16 protein-coding genes are annotated in these 19420 nt (G+C 61.5%); 6 read left to right on the forward strand and 10 right to left on the reverse strand.

The genetic code is table 11. The annotated features are described in order from the left end of the window. Positions 1 to 33: 33 nt before the first annotated feature. Positions 34 to 663, forward strand: a complete 630-nt coding sequence (locus tag AB4O05_RS16605; RefSeq protein ID WP_460136548.1) for a ribonuclease T2 family protein — start codon at positions 34 to 36, stop codon at positions 661 to 663. On the opposite strand, the gene AB4O05_RS16610 is transcribed toward AB4O05_RS16605, so the two are convergent. Beyond that, positions 660 to 1097 carry an Rrf2 family transcriptional regulator gene (locus AB4O05_RS16610; RefSeq protein WP_460136547.1) on the reverse strand — a complete coding sequence of 146 codons (438 nt, stop codon included), beginning with the start codon at positions 1095 to 1097 and terminating at the stop codon, positions 660 to 662. The genes AB4O05_RS16605 and AB4O05_RS16610 overlap by 4 nt on opposite strands. Positions 1098 to 1239: 142 nt before the next feature. On the opposite strand from AB4O05_RS16610, the gene AB4O05_RS16615 reads away from it, so the two are divergent. Both AB4O05_RS16615 and AB4O05_RS16620 read left to right on the forward strand, forming a co-directional pair. Further along, on the forward strand, positions 1240 to 2124 hold the full coding sequence (locus AB4O05_RS16615) for an NAD(P)/FAD-dependent oxidoreductase (protein ID WP_460136546.1): 885 nt from the start codon (positions 1240 to 1242) through the stop codon (positions 2122 to 2124). Between the two features lie 149 nt (positions 2125 to 2273). After that, positions 2274 to 2861: a LysE family translocator gene (locus tag AB4O05_RS16620; RefSeq protein ID WP_460136545.1), complete on the forward strand. Its 588-nt coding sequence runs from the start codon at positions 2274 to 2276 to the stop codon at positions 2859 to 2861. Here the strand turns inward: AB4O05_RS16620 and AB4O05_RS16625 are convergent. From AB4O05_RS16625 to gloB, 9 genes are all read right to left on the reverse strand, one after another. After that, complete coding sequence (locus AB4O05_RS16625; RefSeq protein ID WP_460136544.1) at positions 2803 to 3678, reverse strand: AraC family ligand binding domain-containing protein; 876 nt, start codon at positions 3676 to 3678, stop codon at positions 2803 to 2805. The two genes, AB4O05_RS16620 and AB4O05_RS16625, sit on opposite strands and share 59 nt — an antisense overlap. Before the next feature lie 74 nt (positions 3679 to 3752). Further along, positions 3753 to 7235 (reverse strand): hypothetical protein, encoded by a 3483-nt coding sequence (locus AB4O05_RS16630; protein WP_460136543.1) that lies wholly within the window; start codon positions 7233 to 7235, stop codon positions 3753 to 3755. 177 nt (positions 7236 to 7412) lie between these two features. Then, positions 7413 to 9014 (reverse strand): ABC transporter ATP-binding protein, encoded by a 1602-nt coding sequence (locus AB4O05_RS16635; protein WP_460136542.1) that lies wholly within the window; start codon positions 9012 to 9014, stop codon positions 7413 to 7415. A 1-nt stretch (position 9015) separates the two neighbouring features. Then, positions 9016 to 10035, reverse strand: a complete 1020-nt coding sequence (locus AB4O05_RS16640) for an ABC transporter permease (protein ID WP_460136541.1) — start codon at positions 10033 to 10035, stop codon at positions 9016 to 9018. Position 10036: 1 nt separating this feature from the next. Continuing rightward, positions 10037 to 11110, reverse strand: coding sequence for a microcin C ABC transporter permease YejB (locus AB4O05_RS16645; protein WP_460164752.1), 1074 nt, complete (start codon positions 11108 to 11110; stop codon positions 10037 to 10039). Beyond that, positions 11111 to 12949: an extracellular solute-binding protein gene (locus AB4O05_RS16650; RefSeq protein ID WP_460136540.1), complete on the reverse strand. Its 1839-nt coding sequence runs from the start codon at positions 12947 to 12949 to the stop codon at positions 11111 to 11113. Beyond that, positions 12946 to 14775, reverse strand: coding sequence for an extracellular solute-binding protein (locus tag AB4O05_RS16655; protein ID WP_460136539.1), 1830 nt, complete (start codon positions 14773 to 14775; stop codon positions 12946 to 12948). The genes AB4O05_RS16650 and AB4O05_RS16655 overlap by 4 nt, the downstream gene beginning before the upstream one ends. A gap of 167 nt (positions 14776 to 14942) precedes the next feature. Then, positions 14943 to 16343 (reverse strand): transglycosylase SLT domain-containing protein, encoded by a 1401-nt coding sequence (locus AB4O05_RS16660; protein WP_460136538.1) that lies wholly within the window; start codon positions 16341 to 16343, stop codon positions 14943 to 14945. A gap of 98 nt (positions 16344 to 16441) precedes the next feature. After that, entirely contained in the window at positions 16442 to 17209 is a 768-nt protein-coding gene (gloB, locus tag AB4O05_RS16665; protein ID WP_460136537.1) for a hydroxyacylglutathione hydrolase, read from the reverse strand. A gap of 65 nt (positions 17210 to 17274) precedes the next feature. Between gloB and AB4O05_RS16670 the strand changes: the two genes are divergently transcribed. The 3 genes from AB4O05_RS16670 (at position 17275) to dnaQ (ending at position 19383) form a co-directional block, all read left to right on the forward strand. Further along, positions 17275 to 18033 (forward strand): class I SAM-dependent methyltransferase, encoded by a 759-nt coding sequence (locus AB4O05_RS16670; RefSeq protein ID WP_460136536.1) that lies wholly within the window; start codon positions 17275 to 17277, stop codon positions 18031 to 18033. Between the two features lie 86 nt (positions 18034 to 18119). Beyond that, positions 18120 to 18572 (forward strand): ribonuclease HI, encoded by a 453-nt coding sequence (rnhA, locus tag AB4O05_RS16675; RefSeq protein ID WP_460136535.1) that lies wholly within the window; start codon positions 18120 to 18122, stop codon positions 18570 to 18572. Positions 18573 to 18642: 70 nt separating this feature from the next. Beyond that, the gene (dnaQ, locus tag AB4O05_RS16680) at positions 18643 to 19383 is read left to right on the forward strand and encodes a DNA polymerase III subunit epsilon (RefSeq protein WP_460137566.1); all 741 of its coding nucleotides are present in this window, start codon (positions 18643 to 18645) and stop codon (positions 19381 to 19383) included. The last annotated feature ends 37 nt before the right edge of the window (positions 19384 to 19420 follow it).

The following is a 19420-nucleotide window of genomic DNA, read 5'->3' on the forward strand; positions in this document are numbered from 1 at the left end:
TTCGTTGATCAATTGTTTTCAAGGAATAGACGGATGAAATACGGGTTGGCGTTGTGGTTGGCGGTGGCCACCAGCGCAATGGCTGCCCCGCGTACTCAGGGGACGCCGGGGGAGTTTGATTTTTATGTGTTGTCGTTATCGTGGTCGCCGACGTTTTGCCTGACGCACCCGGACAACGAGCAGTGTTCGGGCAAGGGCTATGGGTTTGTGCTGCATGGTTTGTGGCCGCAGTACGCGCGGGGCGGCTGGCCGGCCTCCTGTGTGCCGCAGTCGCGCTTATCTCGCGAGGAGGTGGAGAAGGGGGCGGCGCTGTTTCCGACCCCTTCGCTGCTCAAGCACGAGTGGGCCAAGCACGGCACCTGCAGTGGGCTTGAACCGCTGGCATACCTGGAGAAAACCGATGCCGCGCTGGGCGTGGTGACCATTCCAGCGCAATTGCAGCCGTTCAATACGCCGCCGTCGTTGCCGGCCCGTGAGATCGAAGCGTTGTTTCGCCAGAGCAACCCGCGCCTGGGCAATCATGGGCTGGCGGTGATCTGCAAAGGCAAGGTGCTGTCGGAAGTGCGCGTGTGCCTGAGCAAGGACCTGGCCTTCGCCGGCTGCCCGCGCAGCGTCAAGACCCAGTGCCGTGACGGCGATATCCGTATTCCCGCGCAGCGCTAGGGCTGCATCGCGACGCGGTAGCGTTCGTCGAAGTCTTCGGCCAGTTGCGCCAGGGTGACCTTGCCCAGGCGCTTCAACAACAATGCCTGGGCTTGTTCGAACGCATCCGTGAGCGCCGCGTTCACCGCCTGTTCCACCAGGCATTCGGGGTGGTCGGTGGACAGGCCGATGGCGAAGATCGACGGCGTGCCCAGGGCATTGTGAATATCGAGCAGGGTGATCTCGTTCAAGGGCTTGCCCAGGCTCCAGCCGCCCTGATGACCCTTTTCCGAACGCACATAGCCTTTTTCCTTGAGCAGCCCGAGCGTGCGTCGTACCACCACGGGGTTGGTGCCAAGCATCTGCGCGATGGTCTCTGAGGTCGCGCGCGCTTCATGGCGGCCCATATGGATCAGCACGTGGAGCATGCGCGAAAGCCGGGTGTCGTTTCTCATCTAAAAACCTCAGATATCGGTGGGCGACAGTATCATTTGTAACCCGGAAAGTTGCGAGATGCTTGACGCGTATTTTTACGTAACTTATGGTGTGTCGTGAAAGCCCGCGGATCATCGCGAGCACTCAACAGAGGGCACTTTCATGATGCATGACGTGATTATCGTGGGCGGCAGCTATGCCGGCCTGTCTGCGGGCCTGCAATTGGCGAGGGCGCGGTGTCGGGTGCTGGTGATCGATGCGGGCCTGCGGCGTAACCGGTTTGCCGCCACTGCCCACGGGTTCCTGAGTCAGGACGGCCAGGCACCGCAGATTATCGCTGCCGAAGGTCGCAGCCAGTTGATGGAGTACCCCACGGTCACCTGGGTGCAGGACAGCGTGGTGCAGGCTACCGAAGCAGCGGGCGGGTTCAGTGTGCGCACCCAGTGCAATGGCGAATTCACGGGCAAACGCCTGATCCTCGCCACCGGCGTGGTAGATGAGTTGCCCGCGCTGCCGGGCTTGCAGGAGCGCTGGGGCACGCGGGTGTTCCATTGCCCTTACTGCCATGGCTATGAGTTGGATCAAGGCCGCATTGGCGTGCTGGCTACCTCAGCGCTGGCGATGCACCACGCATTGATGCTGCCGGATTGGGGCACCACCACCTTGTTCACCAATGGCGTGTTCACCCCCGATGCCGAGCAACAGGCGCAGTTGGAGCGGCGTGGCGTTACGCTGGAAAGCACGCCCGTGCGCGCCATCAGCGGTGCACGCGCAGACCTGGAGTTGGCTGACGGCCGCGTGATCGCACTGGACGGCATTTTCACTCTGCCCCGCACGCGTATCGGCCCGTTGGCCCAAGCGTTGGGCTGTGCCTTGGCCGATGGCCCCACCGGGCCGTACCTGCTTACCAACGACATGCGCCAGACCTCTGTGCCCGGCGTGTTTGCCTGTGGTGATGCATCCCTCGCCGCCGGCTCGGTGGCGCTGGCCGTAGCCGAGGGTGTACGCGCCGGGGTGGGCGCGCACTTTTCGTTGATCGGCCCTTGAGGTCAATCGGGCGGGCGCTGGGGCGACGATAGCGTGACCCAAGCGCTGCAGCCCTGATCGCCGCGCGGGGGCATTTTCTTCAATACCGCTGGCGATTTGCCCTTTACCGTGACGCTATCTTCATGCGTCACAACAAAAAGGGAACCGCAATGAGTTTGATCATTTCCATGGCCGCCTTCGCCCTGGCCACGTCCATCACGCCGGGACCGGTCAATGTGGTCGCCCTGAGTTCAGGGGCGCGCTTCGGTTTTGTCGCCAGCCAGAAACATGTGTTTGGTGCCGCGGTGGGCTTTACCGCGCTGCTGGTGCTGATTGGCCTGGGCTTGCATGAGGTGCTGCTGCGTTGGCCGATCCTGACCCAATTGATCCAATGGGGCGGGGTGGCTTTTTTGCTCTACATGGCCTGGAAACTGGCGGCTGACGATGGCCGGCTGGACGCCGAGGGCAGCGCCACCGCGCCGTCGATGCTGTATGGCGCGATCATGCAGTGGCTCAACCCCAAGGCATGGCTGGCGTGTGTGGCGGGCATGGGTTTGTTTGTGGCCGACGGCGACACTGGTCAGGTGTGGCTGTTCGCAAGCCTCTATCTGGTGATCTGCTACCTGTCGGTGGCGTGCTGGGCCTATGCCGGGACCTTTCTGCGCCGCTACCTGGGCAACCCTCGGGGCGTACGTGTGTTCAACCGCTCAATGGCCGCGTTGCTGGTGGCCAGTGTGGGTTATTTGCTGATGGCTTGAGCACTTCGCGGTATTGCCCGGGCGTGGCGGCAAAATGCTGTTTGAAAGCGCGCTGGAAATGCGCCTGGTCGGCAAAGCCGGCGGCCAGCGCCACGTCGGCGATCAGCTCGCCATTGCGCAGTTGGGTGCGGGCAAACTGGATGCGCCGGTTGACCAGGAAGGCATGGGGCGTGAGCCCGTAATACTGCTTGAACGCGCGGATCAGATAAGACGGCGACAGCTCGGCCGCCAGGCAGATATCTTCCAGCTTCAAGGCCTCGGTGCAGTGTTCGAGGATGTAGTCGGCGGCCCGTTCCAGCTTGTGATTGACCTCGCGCGGGGGCGTGAGGGAGGGGTTGAGGCGCTGCTGGACTTCGCTGAAATAGCTCACCAGGGCGCTTTGTTTCTGCAGGAGTTCGGCCCGTTCATCCACCAATAGTCGGTACAGTTGGAGCAAACCGCGGTACAGCACGGGGTCGCGGGTATGGGGCGTGTTGAACGGCCGGTAACCCTGGTCGGTGCTGAAACCCAATTGGTATTGCAGATCGGTCAGCCAGGGCGTGTCGAGGTAGAGCATGTGGTAGGACCAATGCTCGTTTTCGATGGGGTTACAGGCATGCACATCGCCGGGGTTCATCAGCACCACTGTGCCGGCGCTGATCTCAAAGGTCTGCGCACCGTAGTGGTAATAGCTGCGCCCGGCGGTGATCGCACCGATGGAAAAATGCTCGTGGGCATGCCGGGTATACGTGACCTTGCGCCCGTCGGCGATGGTGCGTGCTTCGATATAGGCCAGGGCAGGATCACGCCAGAACAACGGTGCGGTAGCGGCAGTCATGGGCAGGCGCTCCCAGCGCGGTGATTAGATAAGCCGGAGAGCAGCCTTATACAAAAAACGCAATTGTTCAAGCGTCAGCGAGGCACAAGGGCCAGGCCACGCAGGTAGTCGGCCCAAGGATCCTCGTCGCTCACTGCGGCTTGCAGGGTGATAGGCTGCTTGGCTTTTTCGCGCAAGGGCCGGGCATCGTGCAGCAGGTGGTGCGCCACGATGATATCGCTCAGCGCGTGGGAACGCGCCGAGTCGAGGGTGCGTGGAACCTGTCGTCCCATGGCATCCAGTGGTGGAAGGTCGACGGTTTCTGCGAGTTCGTTGTCGAGCCTGCGCAGGGCCAGGTCGTTGGTCGAAGAGGCGGGCGGTAATGTCGCAGGCGCTGTACCGCGCGCATAAGCCGACCAGTCAAATCGCATCCAGGGTTGGTGGGTGACTGCGTCGATGGCGTGCGTAACGTGCGCGTAATCCAGGTCACGTCGCCGACGAATCACCAGATGTCGAGGGAAAAACTCGTAGAAGCCCCTGCGGCTGTCATGCGAGACGTAAACCAACAGACCAAACCGGCCTACGTTATCTGGGGCGGCCCGTTGGCTCAGGCTGAAGAACTGCACATGGCCAAACTCCAGCGCTTGACGCTCAGGCAAGGTCAGTTGAGACATCCAATAGCAGATGGACTCCTGATATGCCGCTTTCACCTGGGCGAGCTTTTGATCAAAAGCCTCGGAAAACACGCTATTGATTTGCCCCAGCAAATGAAACTGCTGAGCCAGCGCTCCGTACTTGATGGCCTTGTCCGAAGAATGCCAGCGCTTGTTGTTGGCATCCAGGGCGCCCGCCATATGCAGGTCGACGAATGAATATTTGCTGCCGGTATGTATACCCTCGAAGCGACCCTCTTCGGAAAACGGTGAATGCTCCGGTAGCCACATCAGCACTCGGGCTTCGAGCTGCGTATTGTCGGGGTACACCTTGCGCAGATCGTTCAGGGCCGTTTGACGTAGCGATATGATCGGGTCGTCGAACGTTTCCAGGGTTGAATTCAGGCGCGCGAGCTGAGCGTTGAAGGCCTCAACCGCGGTACCGATCGCCTGTCTGCCATAGGGCGGCGGGATTGCCAGCACCCCATTGGCTATGGCCCACTCCAGCAGTGGCCACTTGGCTTCACGGCTGTCCAGGAAGGTCTTCCAGCGTCCAAAGGGCTCTTGTGACGCCAACCATATGACTTGGTGGTAGGTCACTTGACGGGATGACCCAGGCGAGACTTTTTCCATGTACAGCACGTATTGGCGGTAGAGGGCCCACAGGTGCGAGCTCAGGCACGGCGCCAAGTCGGGTATGCCGCGCACGAGCAACTGCGGGTTTTTCTCGCAGAGCATCAAGTGAGCGGCAAGGACGGCGACCGGTTGGCTCAGCGCAAGCAAGCTGGCCTCGATGTAGGTGCGCATGAACGATGCCGATTCGCCCCAGAAATAATCGTCGTGGCAGTCGAGGTGGTTGATACGTGTGGGGTGGGCCTGCGGCTGTGGGTCCAGGCTCAGGATTAAGGCCGCCAGGATCAGCGCATGACGGTGGTTGCTCCTGGCCTGCTCGTTGGGGGAACTGCCCTGCCACGGCAGGGCGCTCGTCAGTTCGTTGCCCAATTGCTGCGCAAGGGGGGATGCCAGCAGACGCACCATGAGAAAATCAGCCTCAGCCCTTATGTCATCGACGGACTTATCGGCCACGATGCCTTGGCCGAGGTACTCGAACAGTGGCATGGCGTGGTCGGCCATGAATCTGTCGATAACGGCCATGATCTGGTTGTGTTCAAGGGCGGTCAATGTCCACGCCGAGGGTTGCCTGGCGGATTTCGACTTGAGGGCACGCCAGTAGTGGCCTTGGCTTACAGGTAGCGGCTGGCTGATCTCCAGGCGTCGCAGGGTGACGCTGGCTTCTTCAAGGGTGCCGGGCACCGTGAAGCCGTACAACCGCAAGGCCTGGGCCAGGGTGACCGCTTCGTTGGTTCGCAAATAGCCGCCGGTCTTTGCCGCCAGCGGTTTGAGGTGCGTCACCAGCAGGGTGGCGAGCTCGGCATCCGACATCACCGCATCGGTGAGCGATATCCAGGCGCCATCCAGGCCCAGCGCGCCTATACCGCCGGAGTCACTGACCAATACATGACTGTTGGGGGCAATGCGCTCACGGGTACGAATGGCGAGGAAGGTCGGATGCCCAGTCAGCACACGCAACTGGACAGCGGCTTTTTTCATGACGGCCTGAAGGGTTTCCGGGTCTCCCGTGATGACGCTTTCAAGGCCTTCAGGCCCTTGCAGGTCTGCGCGGTCAATCATGCCTGACAGCGCGGCGCGTACGGCGTGTTTGTCATTCAACTGGCCCACATACTGGCGATAGCGGTACAGCTCGGAGAACGAGCGTGCGGCGTTCGCTACCACCGGCGCAGCCGGCGCGGTCCACTGGCGCAGGCGCTGGATCAGGGCGCTGAGTTGGGGGCGTGTATCAGGGCGCTCGATGGCATAGGCCCGCAATGCGCTCGACACGCTGAGGCTGTGGTCGGAGTAGATATCCACCTCCAGTTGTTCACCGAGCAGTACCAGGCGGTACCAACGCGCATCCAGTGTCGCGGGGACCAGGGTCTCAAGCTCGAACTCTTTGCCTGGGGAGAGTACGCAGAGGATGTGTCGCTGATAGTCGAAGTAGGCATTTCCTGGCGCGTCGGGTGCTGAGCCACGGGTGTTTTCATTGACCAGTGCCTGCACCAGAACGGCCGCTTCTTTAAGGCTGCGGGCCAATCTTGAATCGGACGCCAGTTGCAGGCGCGCCCGGTAAACATCCCATGTATCGAAAGCGCTTGCATCCTCGGCCAGGGGTTCCAGGGCACTGGCCAGTTGCAGGTAGTCTCGCCGTTGTTGGCGCAACTGCGTGTAGATCATTGATTGGCTGCTGCCGCTGTCGTCAAACCCAGGGAAACGCTGAAAGTCGCGCAGCTCCTCGACGATGGTTTGCGCTTCAAAGCGATTGGCCGGCATCGGCAAACCGTGAAACGCCAGGGTTATGTCCAGCGGTAAGGTCAGCGCAAGCGTGCCCAGCTTCGGGCCGATATAGGGCATGCCCAGGGCCATTGGATCGAGCAACTGGCTGATGTAGATGATGGGGGTGGCCAGCCCCCACCAGCCGGAGGTATCGGCCATCGTGAATACTGTAGGGCGACGACGTGCGCTTACCATCAGCGTGCTGTTGTGCACACGCAGCGTCTTGAAGTCAAAGTGTTTCGCCTCGGCCCAGGCGATGAAGTCTTTCTGGTTAATGGCTTTACTGAACGCATCGCTCCACTGGCCCAGCTGGGAATGTCCAGGGATGGGCAGCGGTTGCCCGGCGCTGGGGAATGCTTGGCCCGAGGCGGGGGAGAGCAGGTTGATCAGTTGCGTGATCAGGGCCTGGTCGCCTTCAATGCGCAAATCCTGGCGTTCGCTCAGGTATGCGGTCGAAGGGCTGATACTGACCGGCAGCGCGGTATCACTGGGTAGCGTGTCCCAGGTCAGGGCGAGAGCTCTGAAGTCATCCATGAGAGGGGTCCAGGTGGTTACAAAACCGCATGATCCCTCGCGATGACCAGGCCCGGTAGCAGGTGATTCCGGCAATGGCGTGGCTTGTATCAGCCACGCTGGCGGGGCAGGCGCCCGGGGTCAGAAGGGCCACGGGGTCACTCGTTGCAGGGGCGCTCGGGATGCCGGAAGCGCTTCTCAGGCCGGCACGAGAAAAGCCGCCTCCAGCAACTGGCGGGTGTAGGCGTGTTGCGGCGCGGCAAAAACCTGCCGCGCATCACCTTGTTCCACGACTTGCCCGTGCTTGACCACCATCAGTTGGTGACTCAGCGCCTTCACCACCGCCAGGTCATGGCTGATAAACAGGTAGGTCAGGTTGTACTTGGCTTGCAGGCTGCGCAGCAATTCCACTACCTGGCGTTGCACTGTGCGGTCCAGCGCCGAGGTGGGTTCGTCGAGCAGGATCAGGCGTGGCTTGAGCACCAGGGCGCGGGCGATGGCGATGCGTTGGCGTTGGCCACCGGAGAATTCGTGGGGGTAGCGGTGGCGGGACTCGGGGTCCAGGCCGACTTCCTTGAGCGCGGCGATAATCGCCACCTCCTGCTCGGCCGGCGTGCCCATCTTGTGGATGCGCAGGCCCTCGCCGACGATCTCGCTGACGCACATGCGTGGGCTGAGGCTGCCGAACGGGTCCTGGAACACCACCTGCATTTCCCGGCGCAGTGGGCGCACTTGTTGCTGGGTCAAGCGGTCCAGTTGCTGGCCTTCGAAGCGAATGCCGCCCTTGCTGGCGATCAAGCGCAAAATCGCCAGACCCAGGGTGGATTTGCCCGAGCCGCTTTCGCCGACGATGCCCAGGGTTTGCCCCTGGGGCAGGCTGAAGTTGATGCCGTCCACCGCCTTGACGTAATCGACGGTGCTGCGCAAAAAGCCTTTCTTGATCGGGAACCAGACTTTCAGGTCGTCGACCACCAGCAAAGGCGGCCCTACCGCGTTGGTGGCCGGCCCACCGCTGGGTTCGGCCGCCAGCAGTTCCTGGGTGTACGGGTGTTGCGGCGACTGGAACAGCGTCTCGCACTCGGCCTGCTCGACAATGCAACCCTGCTGCATCACACACACGCGATGGGCGATGCGCCGCACCAGGTTCAAGTCATGGCTGATCAACAGCAGTGCCATGCCCAGGCGCGCCTGCAGCTCCTTGAGCAGTTCCAGAATTTTCAGTTGCACGGTCACGTCGAGGGCGGTGGTCGGCTCGTCGGCGATCAACAGCTCTGGCTCGTTGGCCAGGGCCATGGCGATCATCACCCGCTGGCGCTGGCCGCCGGAGAGTTCATGGGGCAGGGCCTTGAGGCGCTTGTGCGGGTCGGGGATGCCCACCAGCTCCAGCAACTCCAGGGTACGCCGGGTGGCGACCTTGCCGGTGAGGCCCTTGTGCAGGCCGAGCACTTCGTTGATCTGCTTTTCGATGCAGTGCAGCGGGTTCAACGAGGTCATCGGCTCCTGGAAGATCATGGCGATGCGGTTACCACGAATGTGCCGCAGGGGCTTTTCCTTAAGGGTCAGCAAGTCTTTCCCGGAGTACTCGATAGTACCGCTGGGGTGCCGCGCGAGCGGGTAGGGCAACAGACGCAGGATCGAGTGGGCCGTTACCGATTTGCCGGAACCGCTTTCGCCGACCAGCGCCAGGGTTTCGCCGCGCTTGATATCGAAGCTGACATGGTTGACCACCCGGTGGTGGTGCTCGCCGGTGACGAACTCGACGCTGAGGTCGCGGATTTCGATCAGATTGTCCTGAGTCATCTCATTTCCTCGGGTCGAAGGCATCGCGAGCGGACTCGCCGATAAACACCAGCAAACTCAACATGATCGCCAGCACGGCGAAGGCGCTCATGCCCAGCCACGGCGCTTGCAGGTTGGATTTGCCCTGGGCCACCAGTTCACCCAGCGACGGCGAACCCGCCGGCAAGCCGAAGCCCAGGAAATCCAGCGCGGTGAGGGTGCCGATGGCGCCAGTGAGAATGAAGGGCATGAAGGTCATGGTCGAGACCATGGCGTTGGGCAGGATATGCCGGAACATGATCGCGCCGTTCTGCATCCCCAAGGCCCTGGCCGCGCGCACGTATTCGAGGTTGCGCCCACGCAGGAACTCGGCGCGCACCACGTCCACCAGGCTCATCCAGGAAAACAGCAGCATGATCCCCAGCAGCCACCAGAAGTTGGGCTGCACGAAGCTGGCGAGGATGATGAGCAGGTACAGCACCGGCAGCCCGGACCAGATCTCCAGGAAACGTTGCCCGGCCAGGTCGACCCAACCGCCATAGAAACCCTGCAAGGCGCCGGCAATCACGCCGATGATCGAACTGAGCACGGTCAACGTCAGGGCAAACAACACAGACACGCGAAAACCGTAGATCACCCGTGCCAGCACGTCGCGGCCCTGGTCGTCGGTGCCCAGCAGGTTGACGCGGGAGGGCGGCGCGGGGGCCGGTACTTTCAGGTCGTAGTTGATGCTCTGGTAGCTGAACGGGATCGGTGCCCACAGGGTCCAGGCGCCTTTGGCCTTGAGCAGCTCCTGGATATACGGGCTCTTATAGTTGGCCTCCAGGGGGAATTCTCCGCCAAAGGTGGTCTCCGGGTAGCGCTTGAGCGCCGGGAAATACCAGCCGCCGTCGTAGTGCACCGCCAGGGGTTTGTCGTTGGCGATCAACTCGGCGCCCAGGCTCAGCACGAACAGCACCAGGAACAGCCACAGCGACCACCAGCCACGCTTGTTGGCCTTGAACCGTTCGAACCGGCGGCGATTGAGGGGGGATAAATTCATCTCAATGCTCCCGGTTGGCGAAGTCGATACGCGGATCGACCAGGGTGTAGGTGAGGTCGCCGATCAGCTTCACGATCAGCCCCAGCAGGGTGAAGATGAACAACGTGCCGAACACCACCGGGTAGTCGCGGTTGATCGCCGCTTCAAAGCTCATCAGGCCCAGGCCGTCGAGGGAGAAGATCACCTCCACCAGCAGCGAGCCGGTGAAGAAGATGCCAATGAAGGCCGAAGGGAAGCCGGCGATCACCAGCAGCATCGCGTTGCGAAACACATGGCCGTAGAGCACACGGTGGTTGGTCAGGCCCTTGGCCTTGGCGGTGACCACGTACTGCTTGTTGATCTCGTCGAGAAAGCTGTTTTTGGTCAGCAGGGTCATGGTGGCGAAGTTGCCGATCACCAGCGCGGTAATCGGCAAGGCCAGATGCCAGAAGTAGTCGAGGATCTTGCCGCTCCAGCTCAACTCGTCAAAGTTGTTCGAAGTGAGCCCGCGCAACGGAAACCAGTCCAGATAACTGCCGCCGGCAAACACCACGATCAGCAGGATGGCAAACAGGAACGCCGGGATCGCATAGCCGACAATGATTGCCGAACTGGTCCACACATCGAAGTGGCTGCCATGTCGCGTGGCCTTGGCGATCCCCAGGGGGATCGACACCAGGTACATGATCAGCGTGCTCCATAAACCGAGGGAGATCGACACCGGCATCTTTTCCTTGATCAGGTCGATCACCTTGGCGTCACGGAAGAAACTGTCGCCGAAATCCAGCCGGGCGTAGTTCTTGACCATGATCCATAAGCGTTCCGGCGCCGACTTGTCGAAGCCGTACATCTTTTCGATTTCCTTGATCAGCGCCGGGTCCAGGCCCTGGGCGCCACGGTAGCTGGAGCCTGCCACCGCCACTTCGGCACCGCCGCCGGCGATGCGGCTGGTGGCGCCGTCAAAGCCTTCGAGCTTGGCAATCATCTGCTCCACCGGGCCACCGGGAGCGGCCTGGATGATGATGAAGTTGATCAGCAGGATCCCGAACAGCGTGGGAATGATCAGTAACAGGCGGCGAACAATATAGGCCAGCATTCAATCGCCTCCGCTCGCCGGATCGGCGCTCGTCTGGGGGGCTGGTGGCATCGCCGGTGGCACGTCGGGTTTGCTCCACCAGGTGGCGATGCCGACGTCGTACAGCGGCGACACTTTTGGATGGCCGAGGTTGTTCCAATAGGCCACGCGGAAGGTCTTGATGTGCCAGTTGGGGATCACGTAGTAGCCAAACTGCAGCACCCGGTCCAGGGCCTTGGCGTGGGCGATCAGGCTGGCGCGAGTGTCGGAGTCGATCAACTCCTCGACCAACTGGTCAACGGCCGGGTCTTTGAGGCCCATGTAATTGCGGCTGCCGGGTTTGTCGGCGCTGGTGGACTTCCAGAACTCACGCTGTTCGTTACCGGGCGACGAGGATTGCGGGAAACTGCCCACCAGCATGTCGAAATCCCGCGAGCGCAGGCGGGTGACGAATTGAGACACGTCCACCCGGCGAATCACCAGGTCGATGCCCAGGTCCGCCAGGTTGCGCTTGAACGGCAGCAGAATGCGTTCGAACTCAGTCTGGGCCAGCAGGAATTCGATGGTCACCGGTTTGCCGGTGGTATCGACCATCTTGTCGTCGACGATCTTCCAGCCAGCCTCTTGTAACAACTGATAGGCCTCGCGCTGCTGGGCGCGGATCATGCCGCTGCCGTCGGTTTTGGCCGGCTCGAATGCTTGGGTAAAGACCTCGGGCGGGATCTTGTCGCGCAGCGGCTCAAGAATTTTCAGCTCATCGGGGCCGGGCAAACCAGTGGCGGCCATGTCGGAGTTTTCGAAGTAGCTGCGGGTGCGGGTGTAGGCGCCGTTGAACAGCTGTTTGTTGCTCCATTCGAAGTCCAGCAACAGGCTGATGGCCTTGCGCACTCGTACATCCTGGAACATCGGCTTGCGCGTGTTGAACACAAAGCCTTGCATGCCGGTGGGGTTGCCGTTGGGGATTTCTTCCTTGATCAGGCGACCTTGCGCCACGGCGGGCACGTTATAGGCATTCGCCCAATTCTTGGCGCTGAACTCCGCCCAGTAATCGAACTGCCCGGCCTTGAGGGCTTCCAACGCAACCGTGGCATCGCGGTAATAATCGGTGATGCGCCGGTCGAAGTTGTACAGACCCTTGTTGATTGGCAAGTCCTTGCCCCAATAGTCCTTCACCCGCTCATAGGTCACCGAACGGCCGGCCTGGACCTCGGCCACCCGGTAGGGCCCGCTGCCCAACGGAAACTCCAGGTTGCCTTTGGTGAAATCGCGGGTGGCCCACCAGTGTTTGGGCAGCACGGGCAGTTGGCCGAGGATCAGTGGCAATTCGCGATTATTGGTGCGCTTGAACTTGAACAGTACCCGCAGCGGGTCTTCGGCGACCACTTCGTCGACGTCGGCGTAGTAGGTGCGGTAGAGCGGGGTGCCATCCTTGATCAAGGTCTGGAAGCTGAACACCACGTCGTCGGCGCGTATGGGGTGGCCGTCGTGGAAGCGCGCCTCGGGGCGCAGGTAAAAGCGTACCCAGCTGTTGTCCGGGGCTTTCTCGATCTTGCCGGCCACCAGTCCGTATTCGGTAAAGGGTTCGTCCAGGCTCTGGGTGGCCAGGGTGTCGTAGATCAGGCTGATATTGTCGGCGGGTACGCCTTTGCTGATAAACGGGTTGAAACTGTCGAAGCCGCTCAGGCTCGACTCGCGGAACGTACCGCCCTTGGGCGCGTCCGGGTTGACGTAATCGGTGTGCTTGAAATTGGCCGGGTATTTGGGCGGTTCGTTGTACAGGGTCAGCGCATGTTGCGGCGCCGCGTGGGCCGCGGTGCACAGCAACAGGCCGGCAAACAGTGAAGCACGCAAGTACATCATTGGGCTTTCTCCGACGCTTTCAGCCACCATGCGCTCAAGCCCAGGCTGTAGGGCGGCGTGGTGACAAAGGCGAACCGGTTGCGGTACGCCAGGCGATGATAGTTGAGGTACCAGTTGGGAATGCTGTAGTGCTGCCACAGCAGCACCCGGTCCAGGGCACGGCCGGCGGCCAGTTGTTCTTCGCGGGTCTGGGCCGCCAGCAGCTTTTCCAGCAGGTGATCGACGATGGGGTTGGCGATGCCTGCATAGTTCTTGCTGCCCCTGATCACTGCCTGGCTGGAGTGGAAGTACTGCCACTGTTCGAGGCCGGGGCTCAAGGTCTGGTTGAGGGTGATCAGGATCATGTCGAAGTCGAACTGATCCAGGCGTTGCTTGTACTGGGCGCGGTCGACGGTGCGCAGGTTCGCATCGATGCCGATGCTGCGCAGGTTCTCCACATAGGGTTGCAGGATGCGCTCCAGGTTCGGGTTGACCAACAGTATTTCGAAGCGCAGCGGCTGGCCGTCCTTGTTGAGCAAGCGTTGGCCCGAGAGTTTCCAGCCGGCTTCACCCAGCAGCGCCAGGGCCCGGCGCAGGGTTTCGCGGGGGATGCCGCGTCCGTCGGTCTGCGGCAGGCTGAAGGCTTGGGTAAACAGGTTGGCCGGCAACTGCTCGCGGTACGGCGAGAGCATCAGCCATTCGTGGCCCACCGGCACGCCGGTGGCCGAGAACTCACTGTTGGGGTAGTAGCTCAAGGTGCGTTTGTAGGCATTGCTGAACAGGGTACGGTTGGTCCACTCGAAATCGAACATCAGCCCCAGGGCTTCGCGCACCTTGGTCTGGCTGAAGGCTGGTCGCCGCGTGTTCATGAACAGGCCCTGGCTCTGGGTCGGGATCTGGTGGGCGATCTGCGCCTTGATCACCTCGCCACGGTTCACCGCCGGGAAGTTGTAGCCATTGGCCCAGTTCTTGGCCTGGTGCTCGATGTAAATGTCGAACTCGCCGGCCTTGAAGGCTTCGAAGGCTACGTCGCTGTCACGGTAGAACTCCACTTCAACCTTGTCGTAGTTGTAGAAGCCCTGGTTGACCGGCAGGTCCTTGCCCCAGTAGTCCTTGACCCGTTCGAACACCAGCTGGCGCCCTGGAGTGACCTTGCTGATGCGGTACGGCCCGCTGCCCAACGGTGGTTCGAAGGTGGTGGCCTTGAAATCGCGGTTCTTCCAGTAATGCTGGGGCAATACCGGCAGCTCGCCCAGGCGCAGGATCAGCAAGGGGTTGCCGGCGCGCTTGAACACAAAGCGGATGCGATGACGGTTGAGGATGTCCACGCGCGCCACTTCCTGCAGGTTGGTGCGGTACTGCGGGTGGCCTTCGGTCAGCAGGGTGCGGTAGGAAAACGCCACGTCATCGGCGGTGATCGGCTGGCCATCATGGAAACGCGCTTGCGGGCGCAGGTTGAATACCACCCAACTGCGGTCCTCGCTGTATTCCACCGATTGGGCGATCAGCCCGTAACTGGACGTCGGCTCATCACCGGAGGGCGCGTACTGGCCGGTACCGACCATCAATGGCTCGTTCAGCTCATTGACGCCGTATTGCAGGAAGTTGGGCGTGGAAACCGGGCTTGAGCCCTTGAAGGTATAGGGGTTGAGGGTATCGAAAGTGCCAAATGCCATGACCCGCAACGTACCGCCTTTCGGCGCTGCGGGGTTTACCCAATCAAAGTGGGTGAATTTGGCCGGGTACTTGAGCAAGCCGAACTGCGTGTAACCGTGGCTCTCGGTAATCGTCGCGTTCGCAGCAAAGCTCAAGGCCAGACTTATTAGTAGAAGGAGGGGACGCTTCAAGTCAGAGATCCGATCCAGGCGGCTTGGGCTTTATGGTCGGTACAGTAACAGCTTGTTCCGGTTGGAAAAAGGCTGTTGGGAATGCCAGCTGGGGATGTCGAGGTATCGGGTGGTGTGAAGGAGAAATGTGGGAGCTGGCTCCCACACAAGCCAGCTCACCTGCGGGTTTATCTTGGCCCGGAAACCACCAGCATCTGCCCCGGCTTCAATGCCTGGCCAGTACGCGGGTTCCAGCGCTTGAGATGTTGCATTTCGACGTTGAAACGCTTGGCGACGATATACAGCGAATCGCCTTTCTTGACCTTGTACTGCACGGGCTTATTCGCTGCGACTTTGCGGGTGTCCTGCATCACCAGGGTCTGGCCGACCTTGAGCGCCTGGCCGTTGAGCTTGTTCCAGCGCTGCAGGTCATGCACATCGACCTTGTTGGCCTTGGCGATCAGCGTCAGGTTGTCGCCGCTGCGCACCTTGTAGCTGCGGGTACGCCCGGCCACCGACTTGGTCTCGACCTCGTCGAATACCGCTTTCTTCGGGCGCAGGGCCAGCAGTTCCTCCGGCTTCATCGCCGAAAGGCTGCTGGTGAGCAGCTGCGCCTTGGAGCTTGGTACGAGCAGATGCTGGGGGCCATCGAGGGTGATGCGTTGTTTCAGCGCCGGGTTGAGCTGGAACAGTTCGTCTTCGTCGATCTCGGCCAGCGCGGCAACCCGGGACAGGTCCATGCTTTGCTTGACTTCGACCACTTTGAAGTACGGCGTGTTGGCGATCGGGTTCAGGTTGACACCGTAGGCCTCGGGCGCCAGCACCACCTGGGACAGTGCCAGGAACTTGGGCACGTAGTCCCTGGTTTCCTGGGGCAGCGGCAGGTTCCAGTAGTCGGTGGGCAGGCCGAGCTTTTCGTTGCGCTCGATGGCCCGGCTCACGGTGCCTTCGCCGGCGTTATAGGCGGCCAGGGCCAGCAGCCAGTCGCCGTTGAACATGTCGTGCAGGCGGGTCAGGTAGTCCAGGGCGGCGGTGGTGGAGGCGGTGATATCGCGGCGGCCGTCGTAGGCGCGGGTCTGGCGCAGGTTGAAGTAGCGCCCGGTGGAGGGGATGAATTGCCACAGGCCGACCGCATCGCTGCGCGAATAGGCCATTGGGTTGTAGGCACTTTCGATCACTGGCAGCAGCGCCAGCTCCAGGGGCATGTTGCGTTCTTCAAGGCGTTCGACGATGTAGTGAATATAGAGGCTGCCGCGTTCGCCGGCGTTCTCCAGGAAAGACGGGTTGCTGGCGAACCACAGGCGCTGTTGCTCGATGCGCGGGTTGACGCCGACGTTGTCCTGTAGTTGAAAGCCCCGGCGCATGCGTTCCCAGACATCCTGGGGCACTTCGGGGCTGGGCTTCTCTGATAGCCAGATAGGTTTTTGCTTGATCTTGACAGTAAGATTCGGTTTGGGTTGCACGGTGGATTGTGCAGCGAAATTTGTCGATTGGCAGCCCGCCAGAGTCGCGGACACGGCCACCGCCACAGCTTGAGCCAGGCGGGTCAATGCGTCTGAATGGTTGGATTTACGAATAGGTGACGACATTGGCTGGAAGTAAGTTCCGGGCAAAAATGTCGGGCGATTCTAGAAAGCGCTGTGGTTGCGGTCAACCATTCAGAAATTACGTATCAGATTGCATCGCCTTAGAACTTATCTTTCCATGCCCTCAAGCTAGTAAACACCTCGGCCCCAGTGCGGTTGTCGCGGCCATTCCGTTCGTCCGCTTTTTGTTTAACAGATGTTTCGGCGGTGCGTAAAAAGGGGTTGGTACGCTTTTCCAGGGCCAGGTTGGACGGCAGCGTCATCTCGCCGCGTGCCCGCAGTTGGCGGACGCTTTCCACTCGTTCGGCGATATCGGCGTTATCCGGTTCCACTGCCTGGGCAAACTTGAGGTTACTTTGTGTGTATTCGTGGGTGCAGTACACCTGGGTGTCGGCGGGAAGGGCGGCCAGGCGCTCCAGTGACGTATGCATCTGCTCCGGAGTACCTTCGAACAGGCGCCCGCAGCCGGCGGCGAACAGGGTGTCGCCGCAGAACAGCACGCCCGGGTGGTAAAAGGCGATATGGCCGAGTGTGTGGCCGGGCACGCTATAAACCTCGAAATCCCAGCCGAGCACGCTGATGCGCTCGTTGTCATGCAGGGCGACGTCCCGCGCCGGGATCTTCTCGCTGGCCGGGCCGTAGACCTTGGCGCCGGTCTCGCGCTTGAGTTGTTCCACGCCCCCGACATGGTCGTGGTGATGGTGGGTGATCAGGATGTCGCTGAGGGTCCACGCCGGGTTTTGCGCCAGCCAGGCCAGCACGGGCGCGGCGTCGCCGGGATCGACCACGGCGCAACGTTGGCTTTGCGGGTCCTGTAACAACCAGATGTAGTTGTCGGTGAAGGCGGGCAGGGCACTGATCTGTATCATTCTTCGATTCGCCAAGCTGAACACATTGGTGCATCTTAGAACGTCTAGGCGAGTTGGAGAATGCAATGACTGATAAAGCGTTCGCCCAGGCCGATCCGCAGTGGCTGGCCCTGATCAGCGCCGCCCGCGAATGGCTGTCCGGGCCGATCGGGCAATTTTTGCTGGACGAAGAACGGCGCATGCTCGAAGACGAGCTGGGCCGGTTCTTCGGGGGCTATCTGGTGCATTACGGCCCTTCGGCCCAGCCGCCCCCCAGCGCGCCGCAGGTGCAGCGCAATGTGCGCCTGGGCGCGCCGTTGCCAGGGGTGGAGATCGTCTGCGAAGAGCAGGCCTGGCCGTTGAGCGAGCATGCCGCCGATGTGGTGGTGCTGCAGCATGGCCTGGATTTCTGCCTGTCGCCCCATGGCTTGTTGCGCGAAGCCGCGAGCAGTGTGCGCCCGGGAGGACATTTGCTGATCATTGGTATCAACCCCTGGAGCAGCTGGGGCCTGCGCCATGTGTTTGCCCATGACGGCCTGAGCCAGGCGCGCTGCATCTCGCCGTCGCGGGTTGGGGACTGGCTGAACCTGCTGGGTTTCGCGCTGGAGAAACGCCGCTTCGGGTGCTATCGTCCGCCGCTTGCCTCGACCAAGTGGCAAGGCCGCCTGGCCGGCTGGGAACGTCGCGCGGGGGCCTGGCAATTGGCCGGTGGCGGCTTCTATTTACTGGTCGCGCGCAAGATCGTGGTGGGGCTGCGGCCCGTGCGCCAGGTGCAGCGCCAGCCCATGGGCAAGCTGGTACCGATGCCCATGGCCAAGGTCAACCGCAAGCAAAGCGACGTGTAAAATCCCTTTTTGATTTCAGGCCGAGTCTCTTGGCCTCGGGACACTGTCGGTCAATGGCCGGCAGCCCGTTTTGATGGATGCAACCGATGACCGATAGCGTAGAACTCTTCACCGATGGCGCCTGCAAGGGCAACCCCGGCCCCGGCGGCTGGGGAGCCTTGCTGGTGTGCAAGGGCGTCGAGAAGGAACTGTGGGGCGGCGAAGCCAATACCACCAACAACCGCATGGAACTGATGGGCGCCATTCGCGGCCTGGAAGAACTCAAGCGCCGCTGCAGCGTGGTGCTGGTGACCGACTCGCAGTATGTGATGAAGGGCATTAACGAGTGGATGGTCAACTGGAAGAAGCGCGGCTGGAAGACCGCGGCCAAGGAACCGGTCAAAAATGCCGACCTGTGGCAGTTGCTCGATGAGCAATGCAATCGCCATGACATTACCTGGAAATGGGTACGTGGCCATATCGGTCATCCGGGCAACGAACGCGCCGACCAACTGGCCAACCGTGGCGTCGATGAAGTGCGAGGCTACAAGCAGGGCTGAGGCCGACTGACGTGTTAACATTGCGCCCTTTGAACGACACCACACCGTTGAGAGCTGAACCCTGATGGCGATCCGATCTGTTGTACTCGATACCGAAACCACCGGCATGCCGGTGACCGACGGCCACCGGATCATTGAAATCGGCTGTGTCGAACTCATGGGGCGGCGCCTCACCGGCCGTCACTTCCACGTCTACCTGCAACCGGACCGCGACAGTGACGAAGGCGCAATCGGCGTCCACGGCATCACCGACGAGTTCCTCAAGGGCAAGCCGCGTTTCGCCGAAGTGGCCGATGAGTTCTTCGAATTCATCAACGGCGCCCAGTTGATCATCCATAACGCAGCGTTCGACGTCGGCTTCATCAACAATGAATTCGCCCTGATGGGGCAGATGGATCGCGCGGACATTTCCCGTCACTGCTCGATCCTCGACACCCTGATGATGGCCCGTGAGCGTCACCCCGGCCAGCGCAACAGCCTCGATGCCTTGTGCAAACGTTATGGCGTCGACAACTCCGGCCGTGAGCTCCATGGCGCCTTGCTCGACTCCGAGATTCTCGCCGACGTCTACCTGACCATGACCGGCGGGCAGACCAGCCTGTCCCTGGCGGGTAATGCGTCCGATGGCGCGGGCTCTGCGGAAGGTTCGGGCAACCGCCCTTCGGAAATCCGCCGGCTGCCGGCCGACCGCAAGCCTTCCGTTATCATCCGCGCCAGCGAACAGGATATGGCCGAGCATGCGGCGCGGCTGGAAGCGATTGCCAAGTCGGCCGGCGCGCCGGCGTTGTGGACCCAGTTGACCCAACAATAATCAGGCTTGAGTGCGCTCAGATAACGTGGGAGGGGCT

The organism is Pseudomonas sp. S1_G07 (assembly GCF_054668565.1).